This is a genomic window from Shinella sp. 1A1, from assembly GCF_055379515.1.
On sequence record NZ_AP039672.1, the window covers coordinates 459,526 to 478,848 of the forward strand.

At 66.3% G+C, this 19,323-nt stretch carries 13 protein-coding genes; 6 read left to right on the forward strand and 7 right to left on the reverse strand.

Annotated features, from left to right (window positions below):
- Positions 1-10 precede the first annotated feature (10 nt).
- Complete coding sequence (locus ACZ48C_RS18855) at positions 11-880, forward strand: LysR substrate-binding domain-containing protein (protein ID WP_464783638.1); 870 nt, start codon at positions 11-13, stop codon at positions 878-880.
- 9 nt (positions 881-889) lie between these two features.
- Here ACZ48C_RS18855 and gcvA read toward each other — a convergent pair whose 3' ends face one another.
- Positions 890-1,762, reverse strand: coding sequence for a transcriptional regulator GcvA (gene gcvA / locus ACZ48C_RS18860; protein WP_464783639.1), 873 nt, complete (start codon positions 1,760-1,762; stop codon positions 890-892).
- A gap of 102 nt (positions 1,763-1,864) precedes the next feature.
- On the opposite strand from gcvA, the gene ACZ48C_RS18865 reads away from it, so the two are divergent.
- Together ACZ48C_RS18865 and ACZ48C_RS18870 are read left to right on the forward strand one after the other, a co-directional pair.
- Positions 1,865-3,064: an aromatic ring-hydroxylating oxygenase subunit alpha gene (locus ACZ48C_RS18865; protein ID WP_464783640.1), complete on the forward strand. Its 1,200-nt coding sequence runs from the start codon at positions 1,865-1,867 to the stop codon at positions 3,062-3,064.
- A 106-nt stretch (positions 3,065-3,170) separates the two neighbouring features.
- Positions 3,171-5,591: a GcvT family protein gene (locus tag ACZ48C_RS18870; RefSeq protein ID WP_464783641.1), complete on the forward strand. Its 2,421-nt coding sequence runs from the start codon at positions 3,171-3,173 to the stop codon at positions 5,589-5,591.
- 68 nt (positions 5,592-5,659) lie between these two features.
- On the opposite strand, the gene ACZ48C_RS18875 is transcribed toward ACZ48C_RS18870, so the two are convergent.
- The 5 genes from ACZ48C_RS18875 to lhgO all read right to left on the reverse strand — a co-directional run bounded on the left by ACZ48C_RS18875 (position 5,660) and on the right by lhgO (position 14,585).
- Positions 5,660-7,369, reverse strand: a complete 1,710-nt coding sequence (locus ACZ48C_RS18875; protein WP_464783642.1) for an ABC transporter ATP-binding protein — start codon at positions 7,367-7,369, stop codon at positions 5,660-5,662.
- Positions 7,366-9,903, reverse strand: coding sequence for an ABC transporter ATP-binding protein/permease (locus tag ACZ48C_RS18880; protein WP_464783643.1), 2,538 nt, complete (start codon positions 9,901-9,903; stop codon positions 7,366-7,368). The genes ACZ48C_RS18875 and ACZ48C_RS18880 overlap by 4 nt, the downstream gene beginning before the upstream one ends.
- Before the next feature lie 76 nt (positions 9,904-9,979).
- Positions 9,980-12,145 carry a TonB-dependent receptor gene (locus tag ACZ48C_RS18885; RefSeq protein WP_464783644.1) on the reverse strand — a complete coding sequence of 722 codons (2,166 nt, stop codon included), beginning with the start codon at positions 12,143-12,145 and terminating at the stop codon, positions 9,980-9,982.
- A gap of 121 nt (positions 12,146-12,266) precedes the next feature.
- A complete protein-coding gene (locus ACZ48C_RS18890; RefSeq protein WP_464783645.1) occupies positions 12,267-13,271 on the reverse strand; it encodes a helix-turn-helix domain-containing protein in 1,005 nt (334 codons plus the stop codon).
- Between the two features lie 123 nt (positions 13,272-13,394).
- Positions 13,395-14,585: an L-2-hydroxyglutarate oxidase gene (gene lhgO, locus ACZ48C_RS18895; protein ID WP_464783646.1), complete on the reverse strand. Its 1,191-nt coding sequence runs from the start codon at positions 14,583-14,585 to the stop codon at positions 13,395-13,397.
- Between the two features lie 198 nt (positions 14,586-14,783).
- Between lhgO and ACZ48C_RS18900 the strand changes: the two genes are divergently transcribed.
- Together ACZ48C_RS18900 and ACZ48C_RS18905 are read left to right on the forward strand one after the other, a co-directional pair.
- The gene (locus ACZ48C_RS18900; protein ID WP_464783647.1) at positions 14,784-15,503 is read left to right on the forward strand and encodes a polysaccharide deacetylase family protein; all 720 of its coding nucleotides are present in this window, start codon (positions 14,784-14,786) and stop codon (positions 15,501-15,503) included.
- Positions 15,504-15,635: 132 nt separating this feature from the next.
- On the forward strand, positions 15,636-16,532 hold the full coding sequence (locus ACZ48C_RS18905; protein WP_464783648.1) for a fructose bisphosphate aldolase: 897 nt from the start codon (positions 15,636-15,638) through the stop codon (positions 16,530-16,532).
- A 45-nt stretch (positions 16,533-16,577) separates the two neighbouring features.
- Here ACZ48C_RS18905 and ACZ48C_RS18910 read toward each other — a convergent pair whose 3' ends face one another.
- The gene (locus tag ACZ48C_RS18910; protein ID WP_464783649.1) at positions 16,578-17,087 is read right to left on the reverse strand and encodes a hypothetical protein; all 510 of its coding nucleotides are present in this window, start codon (positions 17,085-17,087) and stop codon (positions 16,578-16,580) included.
- Between the two features lie 209 nt (positions 17,088-17,296).
- On the opposite strand from ACZ48C_RS18910, the gene ACZ48C_RS18915 reads away from it, so the two are divergent.
- Complete coding sequence (locus ACZ48C_RS18915) at positions 17,297-19,312, forward strand: putative bifunctional diguanylate cyclase/phosphodiesterase (protein ID WP_464783650.1); 2,016 nt, start codon at positions 17,297-17,299, stop codon at positions 19,310-19,312.
- The last annotated feature ends 11 nt before the right edge of the window (positions 19,313-19,323 follow it).

The following is a 19,323-nucleotide window of genomic DNA, read 5'->3' on the forward strand; positions in this document are numbered from 1 at the left end:
TTCATCCGCCATGCGCTATGTCCAGCTTCGGGCTTTCCACCATGTCGCCCTTGCCGGGAGCTTTTCCCAGGCGGCGCGCGACCTCTCCCTCACCCAGCCCGCCATTTCCGACCAGGTGCGCTGGCTCGAGGAGGAATACGACGTTCCGCTTTTCGTGCGCAAACGCCGGCAGCTCACGCTGACCCCGGCGGGCACGCGGCTGCTGGCGGCGACGCGCCGCCTGTTCGACGCGGAAGGCGAGGCGCTCGACGTGTTGCAGGAGGAACGCTCGCTGCGCGCGGGCGTGCTGCGCATCGCCGCCGATTCGGTAGATCACATATTGGATGTGCTCACGGTCTACCGGCAGCGGTTTCCCGGCATCCAGATCAGGATCGTCGGCGGCAATTCCAGCAGCATCGTCGAGGACCTGCTCGCTTATGACGTGGACATCGGTGTCCTCGGGGAACTTACCGACGAGCGGCCCTTCGAGGTTCTGTCGCTCAATGTCTCGCCGGTCGTGCTGTTCGTCGCGCGGTCCCATCCGCTGGCGGGGCATGCGAGCCTGTCGCTGCAGGCGTTGAGTGTGTGGCCGCTGGTCATGCGGGAAGAGGGGTCGCGGACCCGGCTGATGGTGGAAAAGCTCGCCGCAGCGGAAGGCATCGCCCTTCGCTGCGCCATAGAGGCCGAGGGGCGCGAAGCCGTCCGGCGTATCGTCGCCGCCGGCGTCGGTGTCGGCATGGTCTCGCAAGCCGAGTTCGACAACGATCCGAGGCTGGTCAAGATCGCGCTCGAAGGCCAGCCGCTGACGATGCACGAGAAGCTGATCTGCCTGAAGGACCGCCGCAACGGCAAGGCGATCCAGGCCTTCTTCGCGACGGCCCGGAGACTGGCACAGGAATAGGTCCTGGTTTCAAGCAGTTGTAGTGGTGACGTCGATGAGCCAATCGCGAAAGGCCGCTACTTTCGGCAGCTTCGCCTTGCGCTGCGAAACGAGCAGCCAATAGGAACCGGCGGCCGGAAGCCGGGCGCGAAACGGCTCCACCAGCAGCCCGCTGGCCAGTTCCCGCTCCACCAGCGCGGCGCGGCCAAGCAGGACACCCTTGCCCTCGACGGCCGCGCGGATCGCCATGATCGACTGGTCGAAGAACGAACCCGACGAGGTGTCGACGCCTCTGACCCCGGCATGCGCAAGCCAGGTGTCCCATTCCTCGGCATAACCGGGAACATGCAGCAGGTCACGGCCCCTGAGGTCCTCGGGAACGGCCAGCGCCTCGGCATAGGCCGGGCTGCAGACGGGGAAGGCCTCGTCCGCAAGCAACCGGGTGGCTTCGCATTTCGGCCATTGGCCCGCGCCGAAGGCAATCGTCGCATCGACCTTGTCCTCGCCCTGGTCGAGCGCCGTCAGCCTGAGGTCTATGTCGGGATGCCTTGCGCGGAAGAGGTCGAGGCGGGGCGCGATCCACTGGCTGGCGAAGGATGTCGGCACGTGCACGACCAGCAGGTCGCGCGCGTTCCGTCCGGCGAACCTGCTGGTCGCCTCGTCGATCATGTCGAAGGCCTGGCCCAGATCCTCGGCATATCGCCGGCCCCGGTCGGTGAGCCGCACGCCATTGGCGTGGCGCTCGAAGAGGGGCTTGCCGAGCCTCAGTTCAAGCGCCCGAATGTGCTGCGAGACGGCCGAGGGCGTGACATTCAATGCCGCGGCGGCGGCGGCGAAACTGCCGAGACGGGCGGCGGCCTCGAACGCGCGAAGCCAGTTCAGCGAGGGGCGCAGGGGAGACATGACACCATTAGAAATACTTAAGCTTTCCCCAAGGTAATCGCGTTTGCGCGCGCAGGCAACAATGTCTCCAATGGCTTCAATCCGGCCTTTGGAGAAATCGCCATGAACGTTCACTGTCTGAATACGTATCGACCGGGCCACGGCCTTCCGGGCTCGTTCTATACCGATCCGGAGATATTCGCCGAGGAGCAGCGCCGCATTTTCCGCAACAGCTGGTTCTTTGCCGGTCACTCCATCGAGGTTGCCGGGCGGGGCGATTACCTGACGCTGGACGTTGGAGGTGTGCCGGTCGTCGTCGTCCGCGATCAGGACGGCGGGCTGCACGCCCACCACAATATCTGCCGTCACCGCGGCTCCCTCGTCTGCACGAAGGAAAAGGGCAGAGCTGCCCGCCTGGTTTGTCCCTATCATGCCTGGACTTACGGGCACGATGGCCGGCTGATCGGCGCGCCGATGATGGGAGAAGGGTTCGACAAGGAAGCGCATGGCCTGAAGCCGGCGCATGTGGGGGAATTCGACGGGCTGATCTTCGTCAACCTGTACGAGACGCCGTCCCCGTTTCATGAACTGCGCGACCATCTTTCGCCGGTTCTCGCATCCCAGGGCATGACGCGGGCGAAGGTCGCCCTGATCCGCGACTACGATCTGGATGTGAACTGGAAGATCGTCGTGGAGAACAACCGCGAATGTTACCATTGCGAGGGCAACCATCACGGCTATGTCTCCGTGCAGTATGATACGGAGAACGACAATCCCGCTCTGAAGGGGGAGATCGCCGAGCGCCTGGGCGAGTGTCGCCGGCGCTGGGAAAGGGCCGGCCTCGACGTCGCGCGCGTCAACACCTCGTCCAACAACACGGCGGAATGGTTCCGCGCCAACCGGACCCCGGTCCGCAAGGGCATGGTGACGGAAAGCCCGGACGGCCAGCTCGTCTGCAAGGTGTTGATGGCCGGTTTCACCGACCCCGACATGGGAACGGCCCGCGCCAACACCAACATCAATTTCTGGTGCCATGCCAATTCCGACTATGCGCATACCGTGCGCATCACGCCGGTATCGCCAACCCGGACCATCGTGCGGGCATATTGGCTGGTGGATGAAAACGCCGTGGAAGGGCGCGATTACGATCCCGAGGCGATTGCCGCCTTCCATCATCAGGTCATGTCCGAGGACTGGGATATCTGCCGCCGCCAGTGGCGCGGCGTCACCTCGCCCAGCTTCGAGCCGGGCCCCTATGCGCCGGACAAGGAGGCGAATGTCGACCGCTATGTGCGCTGGTATGTCGGGCGGATGAGCGCCTGACGCTCCCGCCCGCGCTCTCGATCATCGACAACAAGGTGGCGGCTTGCCCGCTGCCGGGAATTCAACGGGACCACGCGCAGTGCGGGTCGGCTTCGGAAAGACGGATATGTCAAAGCTTCCATCTCACGCCCGTATCGTCATCGTCGGCGGCGGCGCCATCGGCACCAGCATCGCCTATCACCTCGCCAAGGCGGGCGAGAAGGACGTCCTGCTCCTGGAAAAGCGTGCGCTGACGGCGGGCTCCACCTGGCATGCCGCCGGTCTCATGGGGCAGTTGCGCAGCAAGGTGAACCTGACGCGGCTGATGCAATACAGCGCCGACCTGTGCGCCAGGATCGGTGCGGAGACCGGGCAGGATGTCGGCTGGAAGAATGTCGGCAGCCTTCGGCTTGCCGCATCCGATGCCCGCTGGGAGGAGTTGAAGCGGGCGCATACGGCCGCAAGAAGTTATGGTTTCGACATGGAGCTCGTCGGTCCGGACGAGGTCAAGCGCCTCTTTCCCCTGGTCGATACGAAAGGCTTGCGCGGCGCGACCTGGATCGCCTCCGATGGCCATGTGGATCCCTATTCGCTGACCCATGCCTATGCGAAGGGAGCCCGGGCAGGCGGCTTGCGCATCGTCGAGGGCGTCGCCGTCACCGGCTTCACGATCCGGGACCGGCGTATCACGGCGGTAAAAACGGCCGAAGGCGATGTCGGCTGCGAGATCGTCGTCAACGCCGCCGGGCTCTGGGCGCGGCAGCTCGGCGAACTGGCGGGCATCGATCTGCCGGTCACCGTGGTCGAGCATGAATATTTCGTGACCGAGAAGTCGCCGAAGGTGCCGGATGACCTGCCGACCTTGCGGGACCCGGACGCCAATTTCTACGTCAAGCCGGAGCCGGGCGCGATGGCGATCGGCGGCTGGGAGAAACAGACGCGGGCCGCCTACGGGCTCGGCAAGCTGCCGCTGGATTTCGGCCAGGAACTGTTTGCGGACGATCTGGAGCGCATCGCCGAGGTGATCGAAGGCGCTTCGAACCGTATCCCGCTGCTCGGCGAGCTTGGTGTGCGCTCCGTGGTCAATGGCCCCATCCCCATTTCGGCGGATGGCGAACCGGTCATGGGCCTTGCCGGCGGCTTCGAGAACTTCTTTGTGGCCTGCGGCTTTACATCCGGGATTGCCGCCTCGGGCGGAGCCGGCCGCGCCATGGCGAACTGGATTCTGGAGGGCGATCCGGGCATGGATCTGTGGGCCTTCGACCTGCGTCGCTTCGGCCACCCGCATGGCGGGCTCGCCTATCTGCGCGACAGCGCCATCGAGGCCTATTCCAAATATTATGCGATTGCGTGGCCGGAGGAGGAGCGCTCGGCCTGCCGGCCATTGCGGCGTTCGCCCCTCTATCAGGCACTGACAGCCGAAGGCGCCGTCAATGGCGCCAAGTTCGGCTGGGAGCGGCCCAACTATTTCCTGGCGCCCGGCGAGAACAGGCCGCCGCTGGAGACTTTCGAGCGGGCGCCCCACGCCGAGGTGATCGGCCGGGAGCACCGGGCGGTCCGCGAGCGCGTCGCGCTGATCGATCAGTCATCCTTCTCCAAGTTCGAGATTTCGGGGCCGGGAGCCCTTGCTTTCCTGCAATGGCTGGCGGCCGCGAATGTCGATCGTCGCGAGGACGCCGTCGTCTATACGCAGATGCTCAACACGCGTGGCGGCATCGAAGCCGACCTGACCATCATGCGGCGGGGGGAAAGCCGCTTCCATGTCGTCACGGGCTCCGCCTTCGGCACGCGTGACGGAGACTGGATCCGCCGCCACATGCCCCGCGACGGATCCGTGACCATGCAGGACGTGACGGGCGCCTATGGGGTCATCAATCTCTGCGGGCCGCTGGCGCGCGATGTCCTAGCCGCCGTCACCGAGCACGATGTATCGGATGCTGCCTTTGCCTACATGACATGCCGTGAGATCCGGATCGGATGGGCGCCGGTCTTCGCTGCCCGCGTGACCTATGTCGGCGAGCTTGGCTGGGAACTGCATGTGCCGAGCGAGTATCTTGCCTATGTCTATGAGGTCCTGCGCGAAGCGGGAACGCCGCTGGGTATCGCCAATGTGGGGTACAAGGCGATTTCCAGCCTGCGCATGGAGAAACGCTACCTTTACTGGGGCGCCGACATCACGCCCGACGACACGCCGCTGGAGGCCGGGTTGGGCTTTGCGCTATCGATGAAGAAGGGGGATTTCCAGGGCCGCGATGCCATCGCGGCGCAGAAGGAGCGTGGTCTCGCGCGAAAGCTCGCCTGTTTCAGGCTCGACGATCCCCTGCCGGTCTATGGCGGCGAGGCGATGCTGGCGAACGGCCGTATCCTGGGAATGACCACCAGCGGCGACTTCGGCCACACCATCGGCGCCCCGCTCGTCTTCGGCTATCTCAAGGGGGAGGATATGGCATTGCGGGAGATCGAGGTCGAGGCGTTCGGTCGCCGCAGCAGGGCAACGGCGGTGGACCGTTGCGCCTACGATCCCGAAGGCAAGCGCATTCGGCTTTAAGGGCCTTCGCGGGGTATCCTGTCTAAACCGGTTCGGTCCGGCCGTGCCGTTCGCAGACATTGCCCGGCCTATGCGAACGCCCAGTCTCTCGCCTGGCGGCGGCTGTTCCAGTAGGTAGCGAAGCGGCCTCCGGCGGCGATCAGGTCGTCGCGGCTGCCTGCCTCGACGATGCGGCCGTGTTCCACGAAGAGGATGTGGTCGGCCTTCGCGATGGTCTCGATGCGATGTGCGACGACGAGGGCGGTGTGGTGGCCGAAGCGGGTGAGGGCGGTGGCGACGGCGACTTCGTTCAGCGTGTCGAGGCCGCTCGTCGCCTCGTCGAGCAGCAGGATCGGCGCGTTCTTGAGCAGCGCACGGGCGATGCTGACGCGCTGGCGCTCGCCGCCGGAAAGGTTATTGCCGCCTTCGCCGACCGGCGCGTCCCAGCCGCCAAGACGCTCGACGATCTCGTCGACGCAGGCTGCCGCTGCCGCCGCGCGCAGCGCCGCTTCATCGGCCTCGGGGCGGGCGAGGCGGATGTTTTCGGCAATGCCGCCCTCAAAGAGCTGCACATTCTGGAAGACGACGGAGAGCTGGTCCATCAGGGTCGCGGGCTCATAGGCGCGCACGTCGTGGCCTGCGACGCGGATTTCTCCGGCGGAAACGTCGTGCAGGCGGGCGATCAACGTGAGGATCGTGCTCTTGCCGGAGCCGGACGGGCCGACCAGCGCGGTCATCCTGCCGGCCGGGACCGTGAAGGTAACCCCGTCGAGGATCGGCGTGCCGTCGATGTTGAAATGCACGTCGCGGAATTCGATGTCCGGGGTGCCGGGCGTGCTGTCCTGCGCGGGGACCGGCTGGGCCGGAACGTGGAGCACGGCGAGGGTTCGCCCGGCGGCGGCATGCGTGGATTCGAGCGCGGGAAAAAGCTCCGAGAGGGTATTCAGCGGCTCAAGAAAGCGGAGGACCACGACGATCAGCGCCACCGTGCGGGCGGCATCGACGGCGCCGTCCATATAGAGGAACGCCAGGACGGCCACCATCGCGATGAGCGTCGCCTGCATGGCGAGCGAGAAGAGGAGCATGCCGGGCAGGGCGAACCACAGGACGCGCAGTCCTTTGGATTTCTGCGCGTCGATGGCTGCTCCGAGTGGCGTTCCCTCCATGCCGGTGCGGCCGGCGGCGCGCAGCACGATCTGGGCGCGGGCGAATTCCTCCGTGCGCTCGGCGGCCTCGCTGGAGGCGGCGGCGAAATCGGCCTCGGCGCGGCGCATCAGCCGCCCGCCGAGAAGGAGGGCGCCGAGCAGCAGCGGTGCCGCGGCAAGCGCCGCAAGGCCGAGCGGCCAGGCGACGAAGAAAAGGCCGATGGCGATGGCGAAGGGCAGGGTGGCGGCGATGGAGGCCTGTGTCGCCAGGTTGACCGAGCTTGCGAAGAGCTCCGGCACGGCGCCGGCGAGCGCGCGTTTGGCCTGCGATCGCTGCGTGGCGCCGAACCAGCCGATCGGCACGGCGAGGAGATGATCGACGAGACGGGCGTTCATCGACGTCATCATGGCAAAGCCGAGATCGAAGGTGCGGATCACCAGAAAGCGCTCGAGCGCCCAGCCGGCCGCGACGCTTGCGGCAAGCAGGCCGAGCCAGGCAAGCGCATCCTGCGGAACCGGCGAGAACAGCGCGCCGAGCAGCGGCACGAGCGCGAGGGCGGATGTCGCGCGCAATGCGGCCGCGACGACGACGAGAACGGCAAAGGGCGCGAGGCGCGGGCGGGTTTGCGGCGGCAGAAGGGCAGAGATGATCACGAGGCTTTCCTTTCGCCGGCCTGCCAGAGGTCGCGGTAGAGGCCGGGCTCGGCGATCAGCGCCGCATGGCGGCCCTGCTGCACGATGCGGCCGCGATCCATGACGACGATACGGTCGGCATGCACCACGGTGTGCAGCCGGTGTGCGACGACGAGGACCGTGCGCCTGCCGATGAGCGAGCCCAGCGCCTGCTGCACCAGATGTTCGGATTCCGGATCGGCGAAGGCGGTGGCCTCGTCGAGCACGAGGACCGGCGGATCGGCGATCAGCGCGCGGGCGATGGAAAGGCGCTGCGCCTCGCCGCCAGAGAGCTGGATATCCTCGCTGAGAATGCTGTCATAGCCTTTCGGCGCCTCCGCGATGCGCTCGTGGATATGGGCGGCGCGGGCGGCCGTCTCGATTTCGCCCTGGCTTGCCTCGGGGCGGGCGAGCGCGATGTTGTCCCGGAGCGTTCCCCTGATCAGGCGTACATCCTGGAAGACGAAGCCGACGGTGCGTTGGAGAACCTGCGGGTTGACGTCGCGAATGTCGATTTCCGTCTCGCCCGCGATCAGCCGGATCGCGCCGCCCGTCACATCGTGGAAACGGCCCGGCAGGCCGGCAAGGGTGGACTTGCCCGCGCCGCTCGGACCCACCAGCGCCGTCAACGTGCCGGGCGCGAGCACGAGGTCGATGCCTTCGAGCACCGGCTTGCGCGGCCGGTAGCTGAAGCTGACATTCTTGAAGCGCAGGCCGAGGGGACCCGGCGAGAGGGCGCGCAGCGAGCGGCTTCTGTCGAGTTCCGGCTCCTCCAGCAGCGTGCCGATGCGGCTTGCCGCCTGCTTCGCCTCGCGCATCGGCACGAAGCCGTACATGACGGCGGTGATCTGCGTGCCGAAGGCGGTGCCGAGGAAGAGGAAGGGCAGGAGATCGGCGGGCGCCATGGCGCCGGAGAGGATGCGCCAGCAGCCGGCCGCCGTGATGAGCAGTAGGAAGGCCGGCGGCTGGATCGCAAGCTGCGAGGCGACCTTGCGGCCGGCCATCGGGCGCTGCCAGCCGTTGAGAAAGGCCGCCTGGCCGTTCAGCACCGTGCGCAACGCCCTGCCGTCGCCGCCGAAGACGCGCACGACGGGCAAGGCTTCGATGAAGGCGCTGGCCGCGGCATTGGCGCGCCTGGTCCAGTCGGCATGTTCCACCAGCTTGTCGGCGACGCCGCGCATCATGTGGGCGAAGAGGGCGACGAAGGCGATGAGCGGCAGGAAGAGCAGGCCGGCGAGCGCCGCATCCACGGTGAAGAGATAGACGATGACCGCGAGCGGCGTGACGATGCCGGCAACGACGTCGGGCACGGCATGGGTGACCATGTAATGCAACCGCCCGGCATCCTCCTGCACCGCCTGGTGCACGCTGGCGGCATTGCGGTCGGTGAACCAGCCGAGAGGCAGGCGGGCGAGCTTGGCGACGATCGAGCGGCGCAGCTCATGGCCGAAGCGGGCATCCACGGCATGTAGCCAGAACATCAGCACGGTCGAGAGCAGGGCGGCACCGCCGAAAAGGCCGAGCGCCCACAGGATCAGCGGCGTCAGCGTTTCCCGGCCGGCATCGCCCGCCAGCAGCCGGCGGCCGAGCTCCGCCAGCAGCACCAGCGGGGCGAGCTGCATCAGCGAGATGACGGCCTGCAGGGCACCGGCGGCGCGCAGCTTCCAGCGCAGCGAGGCGAGCAGTTCCTGTCCGCGCTGCGAGCGCCAGCGCGGCGCGGCCTTCCGAGGGGGCGCGGCGGGCGGTGGCGGAGCGGGTGCCGCCGCCTCTTCGCCCGCTTCCTTGCGCAGGCGCATCGCCTTGCCGCGGATCCAGTAGGCGGCGTGCTTGATGTCGGCGAGCGGGAAGCCGTGCACGCGGTTGAGGTTCGCGCGCAGCTCCTTGATCGCGGCGTTTTCCGCGGCAATCCAGGCATACCAGTTCGACCAGTCGCGGGCGGGCACGGCGGCGGCGAGCGCGCCGGTGCCTTCGCCGGTCCAGATCACCTCGGCGCCCGGATGGAAGGTGACGGGAATGTCCCTGTCGGCCGGCAGATGGGCCTGCAGGATGACGACGACGGCGGCGTCCGGCGGCAGCACGGCGAGAATGCCGTTGATGGCGGGAATGGCCGCGGGATCGCCCATCAGCAGGTAGCCTTCCGGGTCTTCCGGCGGCTCGAACTTGTGGAACATGTAGTAGGACGCGTTGATCGTGTCGCCGGGCCTTGCCGCCGCCGCCCAGGCGGAGGCCGGCCCCATCGGCTCGTGCAGCACGAAATCGAAGCTGACCTCGCCACGCGCCGGGTCCGGGTCGACCAGCGTATAGCCACGCTGATGCACCTTGGCCGGATCGTCGGGATCGGGCGCCCAGAGGCGGACATAGCTTGCCGTCGGCGTCTCGCGCCCGTCGATCATGGTCGGGGCGGAAAAGCGGATGCGGCGGAAGCCGGGCGTGAGGTTCGTGGCCGAAACCACCGTCATAACGTGATCGGTGGCTCCAAGAGCCTTCATCATCGTCCGCTGGAAACGCGCACCCATCAGCGGCCCCGCAAGAGAACGGAAAGATGCGGCCCGGCCGGCAAGACCGGGCTGCGCGAGAATGCTGCGGCGCTGCCTACCACTTGATCGTCGCCCCCAGGCCGATGACGCGGCCGCGGCCGATATAGGCGGCCGTCGTTCCCGGCGCGTAGGTGAAGGCGTAGGAGAGCGGGCGCTCGTCGAGCAGGTTTCGTCCGAAGGCGTAGACCTTCAGATTGTCCTTCTCCCAGCCGAGTTCCGCATTGACGATGTGGTAGGCCGCCATCTTCGCGCTGTTCTGGATGTCCGAATAGCGGGTGCCGACATACTGGTAGTTGGCGCCGACGAAGAATTCGCCGGCAAAGCCGAGCGCATCGGCCTCCGTGCGGTAGGTGACGCCGAGATTGGCGGAGAAGCCGGGCACCTGCGGCACCTTGTTGCCCTCCAACGCCCCCGCGAGCGCCGATTGCGGCGTGACGTCGACGAGGCGGGAATTGATGAGCGCGCCGCCCACCGTGAAATCCAGCCCGTCGGCGACCGTGGTGGTCACGTTCGCTTCCACGCCGTAGCTCTGGAAGGCCTGGTTCGTCATGAAGGGCAGCAAGGTTCCCGGATCGAAGCCCGTGAGCTGGCCGTCCTTCACATCGTTGTAGAAGATCGCGCCGCTGACGCGGATGGCATCGGTCAGTTCGGCCTTGGTGCCGATCTCGTAGGTCCATGACGTTGCCGGCAGGAAGGGGGTCGAGGGCAGGCCGAAGCCGGCATAGGCCGTCGTCTTCTCGAAGCCGCCGGAAGAATAGCCGCGCGCCACGGAGGCATAGCTCATGGCGCGGTCGTTCCATTTGTAGGAGAGCGCCATGCGGCCGGTCAGGTAGGTGTCGCTGAATGAATTGTCCTGCGCGAAGGCCGGGATGGTGCCGGGAAAGCCGTTGGAGACATAGTTGGCGTCGAGCGTCTGCCTGTCGTGGGCAAGGCGCAGGCCGCCCGAAAGGGTGAAGCGCTCGTCGAGCGGCACCGCCGCGTCGGCGAAGGCCGCGATCGTCTCGCTGTCGATGGCGTTGTCGAAGGTGCCGTTCAGCGTCGGCGAGTAGCTGCCGACATCCTGCACGCGATGGGTCGTGAAGTCCGATTTGAAATAGTTCGCGCCGACGACCCATTGCACGGCCGCGTCTTCATGCGAGTTGAGGCGGACCTCCTGGTTGAAGATGCGCTCGTGGTCGTCGAAGACCACCTTCTGCGCGTTGGGGTCGTTGAAGAAGGACGGCGGCAGGCCGGTGGCGTTGGAGAAGATGAAGGCGTCGGTGAAGTCGCCGGTATTGTGCAGCTTGATGTCCTGGTAGCTCGTCGTCGCGGTCAGGATGAAGGGCTCGAATTCCTTGGTGAGCTTGATCGAACCGTGCGCGATCTGCTGGCGGTTGACCGGCGTGGTGTCCGCGCCGCTGATCGGGAAGTCGGGCGATTCCAGCAGGAGGAAGGCGGAGTTGTGCCGGGTGTCCTTGGAAAAGCCGCCGGTGATGTCGATGGTGAACGAATCGTCCGGCGTGATGCGCAGCGTGCCGCGCGCCGCGCCGAGCTTCGCGCCGCCCTCGTCCTTGCCGGTGATCGGGTTCGGAATGTCGCCATCGAACTTCTGGAAACGCAGCGTCGCGCGGCCGGCAACGAGGTCGTCGATCAGCCAGCCGCCCGTCGTGCCCTCGATGAAGGCATGGCCATCGGAACCGATCTCGGTGCTGACGATGGTCTCCTTCGTCCCGTCGGCGGGCTTGCTCACCACATTGATCGCGCCGGCGAAGGCGTTGCGGCCGAAGGTCGTGCCCTGCGGGCCGCGCAGCACCTCGACCTGCTCGACATCGAGGAAGGGCGCGCCGATCGCCGAGAGCGTCGTCGGGACGCCATCGACGGAAAGGCCGATCACGCTGTCGAGCGAGTTCATCGCCGAGCCGAGCGTCGAGAGACCGCGCATGGTCATGTAGCTTTCGCCGAAGCGGCCGAAATCCATGAAATTCGTGCCCGGCGTTTGGCGGGCGACGTCGCCGACCGGATCGAGCGAAGAGGGTTTCACGTTTTCCGGGCCGAGGATCGTCGTTGCGACGGGCAGGGAGGCGTCGTCCTGCGGGCGCTTGGTGCCCGTGACGACGACCGCTTCGAGCGTCGTCGTTCCCTCAGCCTCCTGGGCGGCGGCCGGTTCGCCCGCCGCCACCGCGATGCCAAGAGCCGCAAGCGCCGTGGTGGAGATCAGCCGTGCGCGCGAGATGGTGTTCATATGCCTTGCCCCCTGGTCATGATGAGCGTCACAAATAGCGGGTCAGGTATTCTTGAGGATATAACTCGACTTTCGCGCGACGCAGGCAAACATTCGCGAAACGCAATAGTTCGCGGCGCCGTCAGCCGGGCCGTATTCCCGTGGACTGGCGGCGTTCCGAGCGCGGCGGGTGGCCGTAATGCCTGCGATAGGCGGCGCTGAAGGCGGAGGGGCGGGAAAAGCCGACGCGGCGTCCGGCCTCGGCCACCGAAAGCCGGTATTCCTGCAGCAGGATCTTCGCCATCATCAGCCGCTGCTCGCGCACATGGGCGAAGATGGTCCGGCCGAACACTGCCTTGAAATTGGCCTGCAGGGTGGTGACGTTGATGCCGACGCGCCGGGCGAGTTCCAGCGTGGTCGGTGTGTTGACGAGGTCGCCGTCGAGGATTTCGCGGGCATGGACCACCCGGTCGTATTCGCGCCTGCCGAGAAGCGCGACGAGGCGCCGCTCGTCCTTCAGCGCCTGCGCAACCTCGATCACATAGGCCAGCGCATTGCTTTCGAGGAACAGCCTGCCGAGCTGGCCGCCATAGGGATGTTCGAGGCAGAGCCGCGCGATCTCGCCGATACGCGGCGAATGGGTGATGGTCGCCGTGCGGAAACCGCCCGTCGTGAGTTCGCGCAATGCGCTCACGCCGTCGTCGTCGATGTCTTCCGCGAAGCGTTCGAAGAAGGCGGGCTGGAGCACGAAGCCGGCGGTGCGGAAGTTGCGCCCGCGCTCCAGCGGCGTCGTGTAGCGGATGGGACGGTCGAAACCCATGAGATTGACCTGGTGCGGGAGGCGGACGAAGCTGCCGTGGCCCTCGACCTCGGTCCGCACGGGCTGGCCGGAAAGCATGATGCCGCAGACGAGGGCCGGCGCCATCTCGACGGCGAAGCCCTGGTCGCAGATATAGGTCACGTCGCCGGCGCTGAGCATCAGGCCCGGCTGTACTTCATGCGCCAAAAGGCGTCCCGTATAGATGGGGGTGTCCAGAACCTGTGGCGCCATTTCGACAGGCTCCACTCCGAGCGCAAATTCGGCGCCGAGCCGAACGAGGTCGTTCGGCGTCATGCCACCCGGCGGGATCAGGTTTTCCAGCGTCATGCGAATAGGGTCCGCCTTGCGTTGAGGTCGGAGCATATTAACTTGAGTAATTAAGTCAAATTTATAATCGAACGGCAGAGGTGGCCGCGCAGGCTGAATGTGAGCCCATTCCGATGATACCGGTCAGGTCGCCGCCAGCCGGTCGACGATCATGTCGGCGATGGGGATTGCCGAGGTGGCGGCCGGGGAAGGGGCGTTGCAGACATGCAGCATCCGGTCCGTTCCGGCGAAGAGAAAGTCGTGGATGAGGGCGCCGTCGCGACGTACCGCCTGGGCGCGGATACCCGCTTCGTGCGGCAGAAGGTCGGAGAGCGTGAGGCCCGGGCAATATTTCCGGCACTCTTCCAGATAGCCGGGCTTCCACAGCGAGTTCTTCAGCTCGGTCATCGCGGAGGCGCGGTTGGCGACGACGGTCTTCCAGAAGCCGGGGAAGAGGGCATAGTCGGCCATGTCCGCAAGATTGAGCGAGAGCTTCGGATAGCCTTCGCGGGCAAAGCCGATCACCGCATTGGGGCCGACCGTGACGCTGCCGTCGATCATGCGCGTCAGGTGGACGCCGAGGAAGGGCAGGGCGGGATCGGGGACCGGGTAGATGAGGTGGCGGACGATATCGTTCTTTTCGGCCGGAAGGCGATAATATTCGCCGCGGAACGGCACGATGCGATGTTCGATGGAAAGGCCTGCAAGGACGGCGAGCCGGTCCGACTGGAGGCCGGCGCAGGCGACGAGCTTCCTCGCCTGCCAGCTTTCGCCCTCCGCGGCGATCTCGACCGCGTCGACCGCTTCGGAAATGCCGATGACCCGCGTCGAGAGCCTGACCTCGCCGCCGAGCGCGGCGATGCGCCGTCCCATGGCAAAGCAGATCTCGGCATAGCTGACGATGCCGGTGGAGGGCACGAACAGCGCGCCGCGACCGCTGATGTTCGGCTCGCGCTCCTTCAGCTCGCCTTCACTGATACGATGCACCTCGATGGTGTTTTCCTTCGAGCGCGCATGCAGCGCTTCCATGCGCTCCACCTCGAGATCGGAGGTGGCGACGAGCAGCTTGCCGCAGACATCGAAGCGGATGCCGTTTTCCGCGCAGAAGGCCTTCGTCGCCTCCGCGCCCTTGCGGCAGAGCTCGGCCTTCAGGCTGCCCGGCGGATAATAGATGCCCGCATGGATGACGCCGCTGTTGTGCCCTGTCTGGTGCAGGCCGAGCGCCGCCTCCTTTTCCAGAAGCAGGAGGCTGCTGCCCGGCCGCCGCTCCAGAAGCCGCATCGCCGTCGCCAGCCCGACGATCCCGCCGCCCACGACGCAATAATCGAAAACCATGTCCCCTCCCTCGATGGCTTCCTGCCGCCTATCAGGATTCGGCGCGCAATCGAAGATGCGACACCTGCGCGGATGACGGAAGCCGCGCGGATGGCTATAGCGCGCATGGACATAATTTCGCGCCGCCTCGGCCGTAGTGCGGCGCGTGTTCCCGCCGGAAGATGGTTTCCGGCGGAGAAAATTTCGGGAGAAGGCGCGATGCGGCTCTGGTTCATTCTCGTTCTGCTGGCGCTGGCATCCCCCGCCGTCGCCAAGGATCTGCGCGAGCCGCGGCTGACGATCGCGAAGGGCGGTTCGGGCCACCCGCAGGTCGCCCTGACATTCGACGCCTGCAGCGGCGGCGTCGACGAGCGCATCCTGAAAACGCTTGTCGACCACCGCATCCCGGCCACGCTTTTCGTGACGCGGCGCTGGCTCGTCCGCAACGGCCCGACCGTCAAGCTGCTGGCCGCCCATCCGGACCTCTTCGAAATCGAGAACCACGGCAGCAACCACGTTCCGGCGGTGGTGGGCGACAAGCCGGTCTTCGGCATCAAGCCCGCGGGAACCCTCGCGAATGTCAGGGCGGAGGTCGAGGGCGGCGCCAGCGCCATCACGGCGGACTTCGGCGTGCAGGCCGGCTGGTATCGGGACGCGACCGCGCGCTACAGCTCCGATGCGCTGGACCTGATCAAATCCATGGGCTTTCGCATCGGCGGCTACTCGCTGAGCGGCGATTACGGCGCCACGGTGCCGGCCGCCAAGGCGGAGAGGATCATCGGCAACGCGCGGGATGGCGATGTCATCATCGCGCATATCAACCAGCCGGGCCGGGCCTCGGGGGCGGGTGTCGCCAGGGGTGTCCTGGCGCTCAAGGCGAAGGGCTATGCCTTCCGCCGCCTCGACGAGGTCGATACGAAAGAGGACGACCGCCGCTGACACGACGCCGGTGCTTGTCGCCGTTCGGAAGATGGGACATCCGCCTGTCTCGATGATAGGTTGGGGATCGGCAGGCGGGTCGGGCGCGGTGGAACGCGTCCGGGGTCGCTAGCATACAACAGGGAGGCGAGCATGACCGATGCAAGGATGATGGCGCAGATGACCGGCAAGGAGGGCTTTATCGCGGCCCTCGACCAGAGCGGCGGCTCGACGCCCGGCGCCTTGCGGCTCTACGGCATCGCCGATTCCGACTATGACGGCGAGGAGGCGATGTTCCGCCTCATGCACGAGATGCGCGTGCGCATCATGACGGCGCCCGCCTTTTCGGGGGACAAGGTGATCGGCGCCATCCTCTTCGAGAAGACCATGGACGGGGAGGCCGGAGGCAAGCCGGTTCCCGCCTATCTCTGGCAGGATCGCGGCGTCGTGCCCTTCCTCAAGGTCGACAAGGGCCTTGCCGCCGAGGAGAACGGCGTCCAGGTGCTGAAGCCGATGCCCGAGCTCGACGCGTTGCTCGCCCGCGCGGTGAAGAAGGGCATCTTCGGCACCAAGATGCGCTCGGTGATCGGCCATGCCGACAAGGCCGGTATCGCGGCCGTCGTCCGGCAGCAGTTCGAAATCGGCCGGCAGATCCTTCGCCACGGCCTCGTGCCGATCATCGAGCCGGAGGTTTCGATCAAGAGCCCGAGCAAGGAGGAGGCCGAGGCCATCCTGCGCGACGAGATCGCAAGGGAACTCGATGCCCTGCCTGCGGGCGAACGGGTGATGCTCAAGCTGACCCTGCCGAGTGTCGCCGGCCTCTACGAGCCGCTGGCCGCCCACAATTCGGTCGTCCGCGTCGTCGCGCTTTCCGGCGGCTACAGCCGCGCGGTCGCCTGCGAGAAGCTCAGCCGCAACCGCAACATGATCGCCAGCTTCTCCCGGGCCCTGACGGAAGACCTGCGGGTGACGATGAGCGATGCGGAATTCAACGCCAGCCTTGCCGGGACGATCGACGAGATCTACGCCGCGAGCGTCGTGAAGGTTTGAGCGCGGCCTGGTCGGGAGCGGGTATCGCGTGCCTGCTCCCGGCGGTCATTGGCGTTGAAGCATTATCTGGCTGGTGACGACGGTCTTTCCCGAGGCGGGGTCGCGGTCGGAGGTGGTGAGCTTCAACCCCCGCGCGCCGGTCTGCGCGACGGTGAGGCTGGCGCGGCGGTCGCCGTTTATCGGCTTTGCCCACTGGATGGTGAGGGCGAGGCTGTTGCCCTTTCGCCGGCCGGAAAGCGAGGCGGGGCCGGAGCCCGCGCCGATATAGGAGCCGCGATAGGTTCCGCCCGAGGCCTTGAGGTCGACACCTACCGCGCGCGATACGACGAGCAGGCCACGGCAGCGCCCCTTGAGCGAGAGGGAACTCGGCGACGTGGTGGAGGTGAAGGTGCAGCTTATATTGATCGGCTGCCGGTTGGTGCGGAGCCTCACCTGCCCCTTGCCGACATACTGACCTTCCAGCCCACCGAGGAACTGCGCCTCGCTGGCCTGGGTCGGCGTGAAAAGTAGCGCCGCGGCGCAGCAGATGAGACATCCCGCATTGACGTGACGCATCGCCTTTCTCCGAACCGGTTTCAAGGCAATACAACCATTGAACCTGCACGAAGTTCCCTCCGGCGGAGGGTGCCGTGTCCGCTCGGCATCGAGTGCCGCCGCTGCATCCCGATATATCAGGGCATCGGTTGAATTTCAGGGATGAACTTCAGGATTTATTACGATTCTTCCCCTTACCATAGATTGCATATGCAGTCTGAGACCTGTCCATGTTGAGAGTCGTTTCCTGCCTGGCCTATGAGCACGACTACACCTTCGTCGTCGCGGCAGCCGTCATTTGCATCATCGCCTCCGTAATGACCGTGCGATTGTTCGACCGCGCCGGCCGCCTGCCCGCCGGGCGGCGGCTCTGGTGGATCGTTCTTTCCGGCATTGCCGGCGGTGCGGCGATCTGGACGACGCATTTCATCGCCATGCTGGGCTTCCAGATTCCCATGGCGCATACATTCGATCCCCTGATGACGGTCGGATCCCTGCTGATCGCCATCGCCTTCACCGCCGGCGGCTTCTGCCTGACGGTCGAACCGCCCCGCTGGCTGCCCGCCGAGGCCGGCGGCATCGTCGCGGGCATCGGCATCCTTGCCATGCATTTCACCGGGATGGCGGGGCTGGAAGGTTCCGCCCGTATCGTGTGGGACGGCGGGCTTGTCGCGGCCTCGGCTTTCTTTGCCCTCGGCTTCGGAACCCTGACGGCCCATCTCCTGGCGCGGAAACGTTCGCGTGCGAGCCGCGTGACGGCAGTGTTCACGCTGGTGCTTGCGATCTGCGCCATGCATTTCACGGGCATGGGTGCGGCGACGATCGTACCCGATCCGCTTGCCCCCTCCGCGTCGCATACCATTTCCAATGAGCTTCTAGCCGTGCTCGTCCTTTTGACGATGGCGATGGTCGCGGGGCTGATTTTCTATGTCATGGACACGCGTTATCAGCGCGACCTCATCGAAAACTTCCGCCATGCGGCCCGGCACGACCCGTTGACGGGCCTGCCGAACCGCGCCTACCTGTCGGAACATCTGCCCCTCGTCGTGAAACGGATCGCTGAGCAGGGCGGGCAGGCTGCCGTCGTCGTCATCGATCTCGACCGCTTCAAGGAAATCAACGACGTCCACGGCCATCATGCGGGGGATTACCTGTTGCAGACGCTCGCCCGACGCTTCGCATTGCGGATGGGCAATGGTGAATTCGTCGCGCGCGTCGGCGGAGACGAGTTCATCGCGGTCAAGCATCCCGTCCAGGGCCGGAGCGACATCGACGCGTTCGTCCAGCGCCTCGTCGATTGCGTCCTCCAACCCGTCATACGCGGTGCGGACGCCCTGTCCGTCGGGGTGAGCGTGGGGATCAGCCTCTGCCCGGCCGATGCGGCGAGCGAGGAAGACCTGATCTGCCGGGCGGATCACGCGATGTATCGTGCCAAGCGCGCGGCGGGAAATGCGGTCCGCTATTACGAACCGTCGATGGACGAGGGCCGTCGCGCGCGCAGCGCGCTTGCCATGGAGCTGCGCCACGCCGTCGAGCGGGAAGAACTGGAGCTTCATTACCAGCCCCAGCTGGACCTGCGCACCGGCGCAGTGACAGGCTATGAGGCCTTGCTGCGCTGGCGGCACCGCGAACGGGGCCTGGTATCGCCATCCGAATTCATTCCGATCGCCGAGGAGACGGGGCTGATCGTGCCGATTGGCGAATGGGTCCTGCGGACAGCCTGTGCGGACGCGGCTGGCTGGAACGTCACCCACCGGGTGGCCGTCAATATAGCGGCCGCCCAGCTCGCGCAGACGGATATCGCCGGGGACATTCACGAAATCCTGCTGTCCTGCGGGCTTTCCGCCGCTCGTCTCGAACTGGAGATCACCGAAGCGAGCCTTATCGAGGACCAGGCGCGCACGCTCCACGTCATTCGACGGCTGAAGGCGCTCGGCGTCACTATCGCCATGGACGACTTCGGAACCGGTTATTCGTCGCTGTCGACATTGCAGGTTTTCCCCTTCGACAAGGTCAAGATGGACCGCTCCTTCATCGAGAACGTGACGACCAACGCCGTCTCCGCGGCCATCGTCAAGGCGACGATCCTGCTTGCCGACAGTCTCGGCATGTCGGTGGTGGCGGAAGGCGTCGAGCGGCAGGAACAGGCGGATTTCCTGCGGGCGGAAGGATGCCGCGAGGCGCAGGGTTTCCTTTACGGCCGGCCCCGCCCGATGTCGGAGCACCGCCTCCTGCTCTGCGGATGACGGCGTCTTGC

Excerpts from the sequence above, each read along its gene's own strand:
- ACZ48C_RS18855 (WP_464783638.1), top strand. The coding sequence starts at position 11 with ATGCGCTATGTCCAGCTTCGGGCTTTCCACCATGTCGCCCTTGCCGGG.
- gcvA (WP_464783639.1), bottom strand. The coding sequence starts at position 1,762 with ATGTCTCCCCTGCGCCCCTCGCTGAACTGGCTTCGCGCGTTCGAGGCC.
- ACZ48C_RS18865 (WP_464783640.1), top strand. The coding sequence starts at position 1,865 with ATGAACGTTCACTGTCTGAATACGTATCGACCGGGCCACGGCCTTCCG.
- ACZ48C_RS18870 (WP_464783641.1), top strand. The coding sequence starts at position 3,171 with ATGTCAAAGCTTCCATCTCACGCCCGTATCGTCATCGTCGGCGGCGGC.
- ACZ48C_RS18880 (WP_464783643.1), bottom strand. The coding sequence starts at position 9,903 with ATGGGTGCGCGTTTCCAGCGGACGATGATGAAGGCTCTTGGAGCCACC.
- ACZ48C_RS18885 (WP_464783644.1), bottom strand. The coding sequence starts at position 12,145 with ATGAACACCATCTCGCGCGCACGGCTGATCTCCACCACGGCGCTTGCG.
- ACZ48C_RS18890 (WP_464783645.1), bottom strand. The coding sequence starts at position 13,271 with ATGACGCTGGAAAACCTGATCCCGCCGGGTGGCATGACGCCGAACGAC.
- lhgO (WP_464783646.1), bottom strand. The coding sequence starts at position 14,585 with ATGGTTTTCGATTATTGCGTCGTGGGCGGCGGGATCGTCGGGCTGGCG.
- ACZ48C_RS18900 (WP_464783647.1), top strand. The coding sequence starts at position 14,784 with ATGCGGCTCTGGTTCATTCTCGTTCTGCTGGCGCTGGCATCCCCCGCC.
- ACZ48C_RS18905 (WP_464783648.1), top strand. The coding sequence starts at position 15,636 with ATGACCGATGCAAGGATGATGGCGCAGATGACCGGCAAGGAGGGCTTT.
- ACZ48C_RS18910 (WP_464783649.1), bottom strand. The coding sequence starts at position 17,087 with ATGCGTCACGTCAATGCGGGATGTCTCATCTGCTGCGCCGCGGCGCTA.
- ACZ48C_RS18915 (WP_464783650.1), top strand. The coding sequence starts at position 17,297 with ATGTTGAGAGTCGTTTCCTGCCTGGCCTATGAGCACGACTACACCTTC.